Annotated in this window: 11 protein-coding genes; 7 read left to right on the top strand and 4 right to left on the bottom strand. The window is 65.7% G+C overall.

All coding sequences use genetic code 11. The features are described from left to right. Nucleotides 1-17: 17 nt before the first annotated feature. The 4 genes from PSO31014_RS01575 to PSO31014_RS01560 all read right to left on the bottom strand — a co-directional run bounded on the left by PSO31014_RS01575 (nt 18) and on the right by PSO31014_RS01560 (nt 4,898). Nucleotides 18-995, bottom strand: coding sequence for a Csu type fimbrial protein (locus PSO31014_RS01575; protein WP_150549995.1), 978 nt, complete (start codon nt 993-995; stop codon nt 18-20). Then, a complete protein-coding gene (locus tag PSO31014_RS01570) occupies nt 992-3,487 on the bottom strand; it encodes a fimbria/pilus outer membrane usher protein (RefSeq protein WP_174976339.1) in 2,496 nt (831 codons plus the stop codon). Before PSO31014_RS01570 ends, PSO31014_RS01575 begins: the two co-directional genes overlap by 4 nt. 100 nt (nt 3,488-3,587) lie before the next feature. Next, nucleotides 3,588-4,337 (bottom strand): fimbrial biogenesis chaperone, encoded by a 750-nt coding sequence (locus PSO31014_RS01565; protein WP_150549993.1) that lies wholly within the window; start codon nt 4,335-4,337, stop codon nt 3,588-3,590. Between the two features lie 33 nt (nt 4,338-4,370). After that, entirely contained in the window at nt 4,371-4,898 is a 528-nt protein-coding gene (locus PSO31014_RS01560) for a Csu type fimbrial protein (protein ID WP_150549992.1), read from the bottom strand. A gap of 748 nt (nt 4,899-5,646) precedes the next feature. On the opposite strand from PSO31014_RS01560, the gene dps reads away from it, so the two are divergent. From dps to PSO31014_RS01525, 7 genes are all read left to right on the top strand, one after another. Next, nucleotides 5,647-6,132 carry a DNA starvation/stationary phase protection protein Dps gene (gene dps / locus PSO31014_RS01555; RefSeq protein ID WP_150549991.1) on the top strand — a complete coding sequence of 162 codons (486 nt, stop codon included), beginning with the start codon at nt 5,647-5,649 and terminating at the stop codon, nt 6,130-6,132. 144 nt (nt 6,133-6,276) lie between these two features. After that, on the top strand, nt 6,277-8,982 hold the full coding sequence (locus PSO31014_RS01550) for a bifunctional acetate--CoA ligase family protein/GNAT family N-acetyltransferase (RefSeq protein WP_150549990.1): 2,706 nt from the start codon (nt 6,277-6,279) through the stop codon (nt 8,980-8,982). 75 nt (nt 8,983-9,057) lie between these two features. After that, complete coding sequence (corA, locus tag PSO31014_RS01545) at nt 9,058-10,035, top strand: magnesium/cobalt transporter CorA (protein WP_150549989.1); 978 nt, start codon at nt 9,058-9,060, stop codon at nt 10,033-10,035. Between the two features lie 247 nt (nt 10,036-10,282). Next, on the top strand, nt 10,283-11,578 hold the full coding sequence (locus tag PSO31014_RS01540) for a CaiB/BaiF CoA transferase family protein (RefSeq protein ID WP_174976338.1): 1,296 nt from the start codon (nt 10,283-10,285) through the stop codon (nt 11,576-11,578). Nucleotides 11,579-11,683: 105 nt separating this feature from the next. Next, entirely contained in the window at nt 11,684-12,535 is an 852-nt protein-coding gene (locus PSO31014_RS01535; protein ID WP_246176186.1) for a sulfite exporter TauE/SafE family protein, read from the top strand. Between the two features lie 475 nt (nt 12,536-13,010). Beyond that, nucleotides 13,011-13,520 carry a hypothetical protein gene (locus tag PSO31014_RS01530; protein WP_150549987.1) on the top strand — a complete coding sequence of 170 codons (510 nt, stop codon included), beginning with the start codon at nt 13,011-13,013 and terminating at the stop codon, nt 13,518-13,520. Nucleotides 13,521-13,730: 210 nt separating this feature from the next. Continuing rightward, entirely contained in the window at nt 13,731-14,405 is a 675-nt protein-coding gene (locus tag PSO31014_RS01525) for a response regulator (protein ID WP_150549986.1), read from the top strand. The last annotated feature ends 32 nt before the right edge of the window (nt 14,406-14,437 follow it).

Below are 14,437 nucleotides of genomic sequence, written 5' to 3'. Positions count from 1 at the left end.
GGTTCGACGTCGCCGTCTCAGAATTGAATCGTTGCTGTCACCGTGTCCGTGTAGACGCCGGGGACCGGTGTCGATTGCGACGGCATGCGTGCGTAGATCGGAATGAACTGAACGAGGCCCGTGCCGATGCCGGTCAGTGGCGACGTGCCCGATGAGCCATCCCCCCAGATCGTGGCGTAACCCCTGTCCAAGTAGAGTTGATAGGCGACGTTGGCGCCGGTTTCGCCAGCCATCAGGCGCGACGTGACCGTGCCCAGCAGCCCGCCGGACAGGCTGACGCGATACGCGTCGTTTTGCGTGCATTGCACCATGAGCTGGCCCACACCGGTCACCGGGCGGTCGAGCGCCGTTTGCGTGGCGAACGTGATGTTCGTCGCGGCGATCGTGCAGTTGTTGATGACGCTCACGTTCACGGTGAACGGCGTGCCCGGCACGGCGGTCATGGCGCTGCCGCAGTCGGGGACGGGCGACAGCGGGCCGTAGGGCGCATAGTGCAGGCTCGTGTCGGCCGACGTAAATGTCCGCGTGTAGACCGTGTTGCCGTTGCCGGACGTCGGCACCGTGGTCTGCGCCGCTGCGATTCTCCCGTAGACATTGACGTTCTGTGTCACCGTCCCGCCCAGGAGGTTGCGGGTCATCGTGAACGCGATCGCCTGACTCGGACCGCTTCCCCATGGGTTGGCGAATGAGGGATCGCCATAGAGACCGAAACTGATGGCATCGCCCGCGTTCGTCAGCGCAAGGGGCTGACTCGCATTCAGCGCGAGGCACACCTTGACGTTGGCGCTGCCGCCGAGCAACGGCCACGTGCACGAAATGGGCACCGTGCCCGTTGCCGAGAGAGCGGCGCCGGAGATCGGACTGAAGGCCGCGAACGCGAGCGTCGGCGCCCCGACCGAACAAATCTGCGCCTGCGCGTACGCGCACAGGAATGCGACACCGACGGCGGCGATAGGGCGCCGCCGTCTCTGCAGGGTCCCGATGAGGGGTGTCATGACGGGTCCTCCTGTCCCCAGCGGACGGGGACGGGCGCGGGGCCAAAGGGCGCCGGGCGCTCATTGGCGAGCGTGCCGAATGCGACGCAGGCCAGCGGACCGATGCGGGCGATGCGGCCTTCGGCGGGCGCGGCCCATTCGAACGAGACTCGGCAGCGCTGCCCAGCGTCTCGGGACTCCAGGGTGTTGCTCGGCGCAAGGGCGCCGACAAAAACTTCCCCGTCATAGCCGATCACCGTCTCGACGCCGCTTTGCACATGGCGCACCGCCGTCCCGGGACGCAGCGGCTGCCCCGTGGCGCCTATGAGGGTGACGAGCGCCGCACGGTAGCGCCGCACCGGGAAACGCACCAGCACGCCGCTTCCCGCCTGAGGCGCAATGCGGCGCTCGGTCGTCAGCACTTCCATATCGACCGGCAACTGCATGGGGTCGATGCCGATGCGCGCGGCTTCGAAGCCATTCAGATCCGGCACGAAATAGTAGCCGCGCGAATCGGTGCGGCCGATGGGCACCGATTCGCGCAGCACCGGCACGTCGACCTGCCGATCGGCACTCACGAGGGCGAACGCATCGTAGGTGCGCCGTGTCGCGTGCACGCTGTTGTCCATGACGACCAGCGCGCCGGTCATGCCGAGGGCGGTGCCGGTACGTCGCCCCACCTGTTGCGCGAGGGCGGAGATCTGGCCGTGTCGCCCGAGATACTGCAATTCGCCTTGCACAGTGCGTTGCGAGAAGGCACGTCCGCCAATGACCTGCCAACCCCAGCCACCGCTGTAGTCCGGGGCGCGGCTGGCGCCCACCGATGCCTGCGTCTGCCCGTCTTGCTGGTTGAACGACGCGCTACCCAGCGCGCCGCCGCCGAGCAACACGCTCAGCATGGCAAACACCCCATGGGCGCGATGACGAGCGAAGTCGTGAAATCCGCCGACGGAGAACATGCCGCGCGTGCCCGCCGGCAGTGTGAGGCTGGCCGACAGCACGCGGGTGGCCGGCTGGCCCGACACGCGCTGTGAAAACCAGGCAAGCGAGGCCGTGCGGCTGCGTCCGAACGGCACGGACACACTCACACGGTCACTGGCGCGAGGTGCGGGCGCACCGTCGAGCGACGCGATATCGCGATAACGTCCGGTGGCCCGAATCAGTTGCATGTGGACGCCGATCCGTCGCGACAGGTATTGGTATCCCGCGCTCCACTGTGTGCCGGTGCCCCGGCCGCCCGAGATCGCGGCGGACGCGCTGACGACACCCATCTGGCCGAGCGCCATCAGGGCGCCTGCGCCGCCCAGCGCGAGTCGGCGGCCGGCTTGTGCCTGGGCTTCCACCGTGACGGCGTCGGTCGCGCCATAGCGCGCGGTCACCGACGCCACAGGGTGGCGTCGATACGAGAATGAGCGCACGCCGTAATCGTCGCGCGGCAGGCCCGCTTCCACTGAAAAGCTCGACAAGCCGCTGGCCAGCCGCCGAGGGTCGATGTAGAGCGGGACGGTGGTGACCCGCTCGCGTCCGAGCGCGTCGCGCGTCACGACACTCGCCTGCAGGTCGCCGGTCAGACCGGGGGCATCCTGAATGACGAACGGTCCGGGCGGCACGTGTCCGCTCATGCGGCGCACACCATCGAGATAGACGTCGACCGACGACGGCACCACGGCGCTGCCGTGCAGCGTCGGTATCGGGAAGGTCACGAGATCCGGACGCAGGCTGAAGTTGCGCCGCCATTGCAGGCCGGCAATGCGCAGCGAGCGCGTCCACGCGAGCGAGCCGGTGATGAGATCACCGGCCACCCAGGTCGTCACGCGGGCCGGGTCGTCGTGCTGCCACCATGTGTCGTAGCGGCGATAGCCATGGCGCCAGACGGAGTGTTCCACCAGCCCTGTCTGACGCACGGTGCCGCCGGGCCAGAAGCCACGAACTTCGCTCCAGACGGACGCCCGCGTGAAGCGATCCCGCTGCACATACCCGTCGTAATTGATCAGCACGCCCGTGCCGGACGTCGCGGCCATGACGACCGGGGGCGGACGGCCTAACGCATAGGGCGTGAGCCACGCGTCGCCGACCTGCAGGGCGAGCGTCTGGTGTGCGGCGTCGTACGTCGCACGCACGCCGTCGAGCGAATCGAGCGCGACTTCGGTGCCGTCGCGTGGCGGCAGTTGGGGCGAGGTCAAGCCGAGCAAGCGCAGATCGCCGGCACGCACGAACCATCGTCCCTTCCGACGCAAAAACGGCGCGATCCGGCCGGTCGACTCGCCATTGACGATGACCTCAAGCACATAAGTTCCGTCAAGGCGGGACACGCTGCCGGCGCACGGCGCAGACGGTGTGACCGTGTCAGACACCGCGGCATTGTCGAACTGCGCGGTGCCTGCGACGTCCGGGGCAGAGGTTGCGGCCGTTCCATCCTCCGACATCGTCGCGGCAGCGGCTGCGTGTGCATCGCCGGCCTTGCCGAAGGCGGCCGCGCCGAGCGCCATCGACGTGGCGAGCGCCGTGGCCACCGCTCCGGACGTGGCGCCGCTCCATCCCTGCGCCCCGGACGTTCGCGAGTGGCCGACCCGGGGAGTCGAGATGGTAGCGGCACGGCCCCGGCGGACACGCTTAGCGCTTGCCATCCGACGCGGTGCCCGCGGCAAAGCGCATCGGTACGGCGTCGACGCGCGACTCGACCGTGAACGGCGCAACTGGCGGGGCGCCAGCGGGCCAACGCACGGCGAAGCGGCGCGTCTGCCCCGCGAGGACATAACCGAGCAGGCCGCGCGTCAACTGGACGCTGCGCCCGGAGGCGTCCAGCACGCGCGTGGCGCCGAGTTGCGCATGCCGTTCGCCATCGTTGTGTACCTCCAGTTCGCCTTGCGAGAGGCGCACGTCGAAGCGCAACGACGGCGCTCGCGCATCGCTTGCCTGCACGAAAACCGGCAAGGAGTAACGCAGGCGGATCGAGATACCCTCGACCGGCGTGGCACCGGTGGAGGGCAGTTCGTCGACGAGTAGCCGGTAGCTCTGCTCTTGCGGCTCGGCGACCTGCGCCATGCGCACGAGCCGCACGATCTGACGCTCGCCGGGTTCGATGCGCAGGATCGGCGGGCTGGCGACGAGCGCGTCGCTCGGGGTGAGCACATTGTCGCCATGGCGCTGCGTCCACGCAAACAGCCGGAGCTGACCGTGAATCGGCACGTCGCCGGAGTTGCCCAGCGTCAGCGTGGTTGCGGGCTGCGTGGGCAGGAAATTGACGATGACCGGCGAGACTTGCAGCGTGGCACCGTTACCGTCGGTCACGTACAGCGTCAACAGCGCGACGAACGCGCCGCCGCAGGCGTAGGCCGTTGGGCGGCGAACGGCGGGGCGCATGGGGCTTCTTGGGCGCATGATCGATCCCGTCTCTCAGAAGTACACCGTGGCGGTGACCGTCGACGAATAGACGTCCGGGGCCGGCATCGTGGCCGAGAGCGTCGCTTGTCCGTAGACCGTATGCACCTTCACCGCGCCGGTGCCCGAATCGCTCAAGGTATTCGCCCCCTGCGTGTTGCCCCACGGCGTCGCGTAGCCGGCGTCCTGATAGAGACCGAACGGAATGGTGGTGGTATTGCCGGAGAGAGTGCCCGCCAGCAGACGATCCACCTCCGTCGAGTTCGGCACCGTACCGGCATTCAGCCCGATGTTGTACCCCGTCGTCGCCGTGCAGGTCACGCTCAGCGACGACGTACTTGCCACCGGTCCGGTCGCGGATCCCTGCACCGCGTTGAACGTCATCGGTGTGGCGGCAATGGTGCAGCCAGGGAGAATCGTCAATTGCACGCGCATTTGCGCCGTCGCCGACCCGTTGGTATAGACGGCGGCGCGTGCCGGCGCGCCGTGCGCCAGCAGGTAGACGATTCCTGAAAGGGCCAGGCACAGTAGAGATCGATGCATCGTCATTCTCCTTTGGAGTCCTACGGGAGGTTGCGGAAGTGAGACTCGGGAACTACGCAAATCGCGTCTGTTCTAACGTCCTTCGTGGCCGCTTTTTACGTAGTCTATGAAGGTATTTGCCTGATTTCGGCGTTGACGAAAGGCTTTCGGAATCATCCCATCGTCGCGGCGGGACGCCGCACATCACGTATCGACCGAATACGCGCAAAGCGCATGTTTCGGCATGACGCAGTGCGCACGGCGCTGTCCCCGTCGACATCGTCTGGGGGAACGCAATGGCGCAAGTTTCATCACATGGATGAGCGGTTGCCTCGTTGCTGGCGGGGTTGGCAAGGCGAAATTCCCGCGGAGGCGAGTGCTGGCGCGACGAGAAAATGGCGGCGCGATGATGTCAATCAAAGCGCGTGAGGATGGCACTCGACGACGCGCATATTTCACTTGATCTCGAAAGTAAGCAGTCTCTAGAATGACTTGGTGCTATGCATCGGACATCTTTTGCGCGAACGGTGTGATATAGGCCATCGCGCTGCGGCCCATGTGCTTGTAGGTGTCGTCGGTGATGGCAGGCTTCACGTTGCGGGGCGTCACGCACGGCGCGTCGCAATCCCGCTCGGACATCGGCTGACGTGGTCACGCCGAGGTGCCGAGTCTTGCGCGGTTCCCTTCGTCCGCATGGGGTGGTCTGCGACGCCCCAATGCCGACGCCTTTCCCGGCAGCCCCCGGGCTGCCAGTCGTCAGGAGTGTGAAATGGCTCTGAATCATACGCGTAACACCCTCGGTGAAAAGATTCGTATCGAATCGGTCAACCTGCTAAGTCGCGGACTGGTCAACGGCATTGACGTGCAGCGGCAGGCCAAGCAGGCGCACTGGAACGTGCACGGTCCGGGCTTCATCGAGCTGCACTTGCTGTTCGACGATGTCTACAACGCGGCCCTCGAATGGGCCGACCTGTGTGCGGAACGCCTGGTCGCCCTTGGCGGTGTGGCCGACGGGCGCGTGAAGACCGTCGCCGAGAAAACCGAGCTGCCGGTCTACAAGAACGAGTTCAAACGCGGACTCGATCACGCGGCCGCGCTGGCCGAAGCGCTGGCGGCCTACGGCGAGATCGTTCGCGGCCTGATCGACGCCTCGGCAGCGATCGGCGATGCCACGACGTCGGACGTCTTCACGGAAATCTCGCGTGGGGTGGACGACCACCTCTGGAAGGTCGAAGCGCATCTGCGCGGCGATTGAGGGAGATGTCGACGGGCGCCCTTGCGGGAGCCCGGTCGCAGCCCCCGCTAGACCGCCCGCCAGCGAAGTGACAACGAACGCGCGCCCCGGCCATGCCCGGTGCGCGCGTTCGCATGCGTTCCTCTCGATCCACCCGGAGTCCCTATGACCACTCGTAATCTGAGCCAGATGTTTGCGCCGAAGTCGGTTGCCGTGATCGGTGCGTCGCTGCGCGAGCGGCGCGTGGGCACGACGGTGCTGAAAAACGTCATCGACGGAGGCTTCAGGGGCGACATCTATCCGGTCAATCCCAAGTACTCGACGCTCGCGAATCTCAAGTGCTATCGCGACATCGGCGAATTGCCGCAAGCCCCGGATCTGGCGGTGATCTGTACGCCACCGGCGACGGTGCCCGATCTGATTCGCGAACTCGGCGATCGCGGCACGCGCGCCGTTGTGGTGCTGACATCGGGGCTCGCGCGCGACCGCGATCGCCATGGTGTGACACTGCAGGAGCGCATGCTCAAGCACGCGAAGCCGCACCTGCTGCGCATCCTTGGACCCAACTGCATCGGGCTGCTCAGTCCAGGCATCGGGCTCAACGCCAGCTTCTCGCACATGGGCGCGCGCGAGGGCAAGCTCGCCTTCCTGTCGCAATCGGGCGCGCTCACCACGGCGGTGCTCGACTGGGCCGATGCGCGCGAGATCGGCTTCTCGCATTTCGTCTCGCTGGGCGACAGTGCCGATGTGGACTTCGGCGACATGCTCGACTATCTGGCGAGCGATCCCGGCACGGACGCCATCCTGATGTACATGGAATCGATTCGGCACGCGCGCAAGTTCATGTCCGCCGCACGTGCCGCGGCCCGCAACAAGCCGGTGGTCGTCATCAAGTCGGGGCGGGTGCCGGAAGGGGCGCAAGCTGCGGCGTCGCACACGGGGGCGCTGGCGGGCTCGGACGATGTCTACGACGCGGCGATCCGGCGGGCGGGCATGTTGCGCGTCGACACGACCGACGACCTGTTTGCGGCGGTGGAAACGCTGGCGCGACTGCGTCCGTTCTACGGAGACAAGCTGTCGATCATGACCAACGGCGGTGGCGCCGGGGTGATGGCCACCGACGCCCTCGTGCTCGATGGCGGCAAGCTGGCGCATCTGACCGACAAGACGCGCGCCGCCCTCGACGCCGTGCTGCCGACAACGCTCGGCCGTGTGAATCCGGTGGACATCGGCGGCGATGCCGATCTGGCGCGCTATACGGCCACCTTGGAAGCGTTGTGCGAAGACTCCGACACGGCGGCCGTGCTGTTTATTCAGGCACCCACGGCGGTCATGCCGAGCCTAGACGTGGCGAACGGCCTTGCCGCGCTGCCGAAGCCGTCGAAGAACGTGTTCACGTGCTGGCTAGGCGGCGAGACGGCCGAGCGTGCGCGGCGCATTTGCCGCGAAGCCGGATGGCCGACGTACGACACGCCGGAGAACGCCGCCCGCGCGTTTCTGGAATCCGTCAACTATCGCCGCAACCAGTCGCTGTTGATGGAAACGCCGCCGTCGATCCCGCCGGGTTTCGCGCCCGACGTGGCCCGCGTGCGCGCAATGGTGGAGCGCGCCATGGGCGAGGGCCGGGCATTGCTCACCGAGCCCGAAGCGAAGGACGTGTTGGCCGCGTACGGCATTCCGGTTGTGGAGACGCTCGTCGCCACGACCCCCGAGCAAGCGGGCGAACTGGCGCGAGGGATCGGTTTCCCGGTCGCGGTCAAACTGATTTCGCCGGACATCACGCACAAGTCGGACGTTGGCGGCGTGGTGCTCAATATCGAATCGGCCGAGCAGGCACGCGAGGCGGCGTGCCAGGTTCGCAAGCGCGCGCTCGCGGCCAAGCCGGAGGCGCGCGTAACGGGCTATTCCGTGCAACGCATGGCCAACGGCGCGGAGGCGTTCGAATTGATCGTCGGGGTGGCGACCGACAACGTGTTCGGGCCGGTGCTGCTCTTCGGGCAGGGCGGCACGGCGGTGGAAGTGATCGCCGATCGTACGATCGGTCTGCCGCCGCTCAACCTCAATCTCGCGCGCGACATGGTGGCGCGCGCGCGCGTGGCGAAGCTGCTCGCCGGCTATCGCAACCGACCGGCTGCCGATCACGAAGCCATCTACCTCACGCTCGTGAAGCTCTCGCAACTCGTGTGCGACGTGCCCGAGATCGCGGAGCTCGACATCAATCCGTTGTTCGCCGACGCGCACGGCGTGCTCGCGCTCGACGCACGTATCGTGGTGCGGCCGCCCGCCTTGCCGGGGCACGGGCGCCTGGCGATCCGGCCCTATCCGCAGGAACTGGAGTCTACCGTGGATGCGGGAGGCAGGCCGGTGCGGGTGCGTCCGATCCGGCCGGAGGACGAGCCTGCCTATAAAGCGTTCTTCCACACGCTCACGCCACAGGACGTGCAGTTCCGTTACTTCGGCCTGATCAAGGAACTGTCGCATTCGCAGATGGCACGTGTGACGCAGATCGACTACGACCGTGCGATGACGTTCGTCGCCACGGAAAAGGACGAAGCGGGCACTGTGTGTCTGCTCGGCGTGGTGCAGGCGCTCGCCGATCCGGATAACACGGTGGCCGAGTTTTCCGTGACGGTGAGCCCTCAGGCGCAAGGGCGCGGACTCGGGCGGGCGCTCATGGAGCATATCGTCGACTACAGCCGCAAGCGCGGCACCGGGGAACTGATCGGCTATGTGCTCTCGGCAAATACGCGTATGCTGACCCTCGCCCGTCATCTCGGCTTTGTCGAGGACAAGGAAATGGAGGCGGGCGTCCTTCATATCCGGCTGCCGCTGCAACGCACGGCGCAGGCGCAGGACACCCGCGGGGCGTAACGGTCGAGGCCGGCCCGCTCGCGGTGTCCCGGGCTCGCGCCGGGGGCAGGGCGGTCGCCTAGACCAGGAAGACGAATGCTAGTGAATTGCGTGGCCTATGAGGATGGCCGCAAGATTGCCGATCTGCATCCCGATGAAATCTCGGACTATCTACAGCGCCCGCACTGCTTCGTGTGGGTGGCGCTCAAGGACCCCGGGCCCGGCGAATTGTCGCAGATGCAACATGAGTTCGGTCTGCACGACCTGGCCGTCGAAGACGCGCAGCACGGTCACCAGCGACCCAAAATCGAGCAGTACGGCGACTCGCTGTTCGCCGTGCTGCACGTGCTGAACAAGGATGCCGACGGGGATTTTTCGACGGGCGAGGTGGCGATTTTCGCCGGGCACAACTACGTGCTTTCGGTGCGCTCGAACGCCACGCAGGGGCTCGGCATCGTGCGGGCCCGCGCGGAGAAGGAGCCGAATCTGCTGCGTCAGGGCTCGATCTTCGTGCTCTACGCGCTCATGGATGCCATCGTCGATAGCTACTTCCCGGTACTCAACGAACTCGAGGCACGGCTCGAAGCGATCGAGGAGCAGATATTCACGCCGAATGCCCCCGCGAAGGGACGCGCGATCATCGAAGACCTGTATCAACTCAAGCGCCGGCTCATTACACTGCAGCACGCTTGCGTGCCGCTGATGGAGGCGGTCAGCAAGCTGTTCGGGGCGATGGCGCCCAAGCTCTGTGGCGGCATGCAAGAGTATTTTCGCGACGTCTTCGACCATCTTCAGCGCATCACGAAGAACATCGATCTGCTGCGCGAAATGGTCACGACCGCGCTGTCGGTCAATCTCGGCATGATCTCGCTCTCTGAGAACGAGACAACCAAGCGCTTGGGTTCATTTGCGGCGCTCTTCGCCGTGCCCACGATGATCGCGGGAATCTACGGCATGAACTTCGCCGATATCCCCGAGCTGAAGTTCCAGTACGGCTACCCCCTGTGCATTGCCGTGATGATCGCCATCGATGCGCTGCTGTTCGTCAAGTTCCGCAAGGCCGGCTGGCTGTGAACGACGAGGCCGAGCGGGCGTCGAGATGACGCTTCCTCATGCGCGGCCATGCACGGCGTCTATGTCAGGCGCGTGTTGCGAGGCCCCGCTCGGCAGCCCTGTTGCCCCGTGGCAACGCGGCTTGTTGATGTCGCATTTTCTGCCGTGACCGGCGTGGAGTAATTGCTCTAGAATGCGTCAACGCCGCGTCAGACGGTTGCCAAGGGTTGAGAACTACAAGAAACGCCAGGCAAATAGGGGTCAGATATTGAACGCACCACTCTCGGGGATCCGCGTCATCGAATTCTGTCGTGGCGCGGCCGCTGCTTACTGCGGCTTGCTGCTGGCCGACATGGGCGCAGACGTCATCTTGGTCGACGATCCGGTCGACGACAATGCCAACGACAACTCGAGTCCGCTCGGTGCATCGGCCCAGGTCGGCCTGCGGCGCAATAAGCGCTCCGTCGCACTCGATTTGCTCACGCTCGACGGCCGCAACCTTGCCCATTCCCTGGTGCGTGGGGCGGACGTCGTCATCGAATGCTTGCCGCCGGGAACGCTCGCGCGCGCCGGGCTTGGGTATGACGCGTTGTCGGCCGTACAGCCGCACCTGGTCTACGTGTCGATCTCCGCGTTTGGTCAGGACGGCCCGCGCGCCGCGCCGCAGTCTGGCGTGCCAGCGCTCGACGCGTTGCGAGGCATGCTGGGGGCATCGCCGGGTGGCCTGGAGCCGCCCCGCGACTTGCCGGTCGCCGATCTGGCCGCAGGGCTCTATGCGGCGTTCTCCGTGTCGTCGGCGCTGGTCGCCGCCAAACAGCAAGGCCGCGGTGTTCACATCGACGTGCCGATGCTCGGGACAACACTGGCTATCGCGTCACTCCATGCGGGGGAGGAAGGCGCGCTCGCCGCGCAGCGCGCCGGGTTGGTGCCGGGCGGGGTGTTCGCCGCTGCCTCCGATGTCGCGCAGGGCGCGGGAGAGTATCGGTACGGCGCGACAGCGGCCGCCGCACGCAGCAAGCGGTCGCCGCTGGCCATTGACGACGAGGCCGCGCGCTTCGGCGGGCCGTCGGCACCGTGGCCCACGTTCCGGGCCAGAGACGGCTATTTCGGCATGGATCTCGATGGACAGGCGTATTGGCGGGCGATTTGCGCGCTGATGCATCGCGTTGACCTGCTCGACGATTCGCGGTTCGTCAACGCGCGCGAGCGAGCGCGCCATCAAGCGGCACTGCGCGACGTGCTGGAAGCCGTTTTCGTGCAGGAGGATCGTAGCGAATGGCTCGCCCGGCTGGTCGCTGTGGGCGTGCCGTGTACGGAGATCAGCACCTATTCGCGTGTTCTGGCCGATCCGCAGGTGGCCCATATGGGCTGGGTGCGGCCGATGGTGCTACCCAACGGCGAGACAACTCACACCATCGTTTCGCCCGTCCGGCTCAATGGCCAGCGCCCGGTCACCTATCAGGATCCGCCTGCGCCAGGGGCACATACGGGGGATATCCTCGCCGAACTCGATGCCGCGGATGGGCCTTCGGCCCAGCGCGATGAGCCGCCGCAAGGCAGGTAACTAGGACTTTTCCGTTGTTCGCGGATTCTATATAATCCGGAGTCATAAGCATATGACTAATAGTGATTTGGGGCACCCAAGTCGCTTCCCGCTGGATTCCCTCCCATGCCCGTAGAACTCTTGAGTGCGTCCCCGATGGCTGCTTTGCTGGGGGCTGCGGTCGGCCTCGTGCTGGGTTTGACCGGTGCCGGAGGCGGCATTTTTGCCGTGCCCGCGCTGGTCTTCGGGCTGGGGTGGGGCGTGCCGCAAGCCGGGCCGGTGGCCCTGCTCGCTGTAGGCGCCAGTGCTGCCGTGGGGAGTGCCCATGGCCTGCGTGTCGGCCTCGTGCGCTATCGCGCGGCGATGCTGATGGCCGGGATCGGGGTCGCCGTGGCGCCGCTCGGCACGTGGATGGCTCACCGACTGCCGGAACGCTGGCTCGTTGGACTCTTCGCGATCGCGATGATGGTCGTGGCCGCGCGCATGTATCGCGCATCGCGCGCCGGGGCGGCAGGCACCGATAAAGGCGCCGATCAGTCGGCGTCGGCCGGCGCCGCACCGCAACCGCCATGCAGAATGGATCCGGTGACGGGACGGTTGCATTGGACGCGGCGCGTCGCCGCCACGCTCGGCCTCATCGGCGCGGTGTCGGGCTTCGCGTCGGGACTGCTGGGCGTGGGTGGCGGATTCGTGATCGTCCCCGCGTTGCGGCGCTTCACCGACATCACGGTGCATGGCGTCGTGGCCACGTCGCTTTTCGTCATTGCGCTGATTTCCGCCGGGACCGTTGCCAACGCGTGGTGGAACGGCATGCATCCGGGCCCCCAAGGGTGGATGTTCGTGGTGGGCGGCATCGTCGGTATGTTGCTCGGGCGCGCACTGACACCGCACATCGCGGCGTCGAGACTGCAGCAACTCTTCTCGGCACTGATGGCTGCGGTCGCGCTGGGCATGTTCGCCAAGGCCTTCGGCGCCTGACATGCCGCAACTGCGGTCGTGCCATCGCAGGACACACGCAGATCTTTCAAAAATCGCTACGCCTTGCGAGTGACTCGCCACGTCACTCGAATTCTCGCGCCACGCTGCGTACCCACTGTGGTTGACATCCTGGGAACGCACCGAATGAATTTTTCCATCGCCGGGTTGTCCACTGAGACGTGGTGCTTGCATGACGGGTACGTAATCCGAGTTGTTCCCGCATGGGGTCGCCGCATATTGCGTGAGGCGCGTGCCTCGCATTCGGTAATCCGCCTAATTTGGACTAGGATGTTTCCCATAAGGAGATCCAAAATGGCTGGATTTTGTAGATTTATCCTATATTTCTGCTGGTCGCAAATCAGCGCGTGACGTTGAAGTGTCACGCGGCATGTCGATTGGCTTTGCATTGATGACCACGACATACGTTGACGCTTCGGCGTCCTCCTCGTTCCGCTGTTCGAGTGCCAAGCGAGCCATGAGCCACCTGACTTTTGCAACGCTGACACGCCTGAGCGGCACCCTTCTGATGACGTGGCTCGCGGGATGCAGTGAATACCAGGCGTCGACACCGGGTGTGTCGGCGTTGGGGCAGGCGTCGGAGCGCGTCGGCACACCGCCGTCGGTGACAGCGCAACCGGCCGCGGCACCGCGTGAGGTTGAAACGCGGATGCGGCCGGTCGCCGCTGCCGTGGCGATGAGTGCCACGCCGAAGGTCGGTCAGGTGGTGAGCGGGACGTATCGATGGATGGCGGATTGGCCTGAGACCCAGAGCGTGCATCAATGGGAAGCGGCGTCGGGACCGACGCGTATTCGCGTTGTTGCACGAGCACGCGAGATGACGCCGTCGGCGAGTTTGCGCGGCGTGCGCCTTCGATACTGCGTGAAGCCTGTCATGGGCACCGGCGCAGCGCGCTTGACGGGCCACAAGACGTGCTCTGGCTGGACGACGGTCGAGGGCGCGGGCGTGGCCGGCGTTGCCGGATAGCGATGACGTTTTCGGCGCGCCGGGCCGGAGGTGGCGATGCGCCGCCGGGTCGCGGCCTGCCGGCGTCCACAGTAGTTACGCGGTCACGCCTTCGTGACCACCGAGTGTGTTGGCTCGACCCACATTCCTCTTTTGGGAAGCCATGACGCGTAGACACGGCGAAGGATCGCGCGCGCCCACGGCTGACTTCTTTTAATAGGATTCTGCAAAATGATGGTAAAAATTCTGATCGCGGATGATCATCCGATCATCGCCTCGACACTGCGTGAAATGCTGTCCCCGGATCCGGGTTTTCATGTGCTGCCGCCGGTCACCAACTCGACGGAACTCTTCAAGGCACTGGAGACGAATTCGGTCGACGTGCTGATTACCGACTACTGCATGCCCGGCGGCACCTTTGGCGACGGTCTGGTCATGATCAATCGTGTGCGTCGCAAGTATCCGGACGTCAAGATCATCGTGTTCACCTCGATCGAACAACCGGCCATCATCCACGCGCTTGACAGTTGCGGCGTGCTGGGCGTGATGACCAAGTCCGACGATCTGCGCGAAATCACGGTGTGTGTGGAGCGTTGCCGACGTGGCATGAGCTATCGTGGGGGGCGCGCCGAACAGATTCTCGACGAGCAGATGCGCCGCAAGCCGACCGCGCGCCGTCCGCTTTCGCCGAAGGAAATGGAAGTGCTGCGCATGTACCTGGACGGCCTGAACGTGTCGCAGATTGCCGATGCCCTCAAGCGTTCGGCCAAGACGATCAACAACCAGAAGCGCATGGCGATGAGCAAGTTGGGCTGCCGTACCGATATGGAGCTGTTCAAGCTGCACGTCTCGAGCCCGGTTCAGTTTTCGCGTGACGGCGAAGTCGAAACGCCGGGCGCCGTCTGAGTTTGGCTCGACATACGACATTGGCGTCCGCG

The sequence above is a fragment of the Pandoraea soli genome (assembly GCF_902459595.1).
GTDB lineage: Bacteria > Pseudomonadota > Gammaproteobacteria > Burkholderiales > Burkholderiaceae > Pandoraea > Pandoraea cepalis.
Note: the sequence above shows the minus strand (reverse complement) of the source record. Positions and strands in the feature narration are given on the sequence as shown.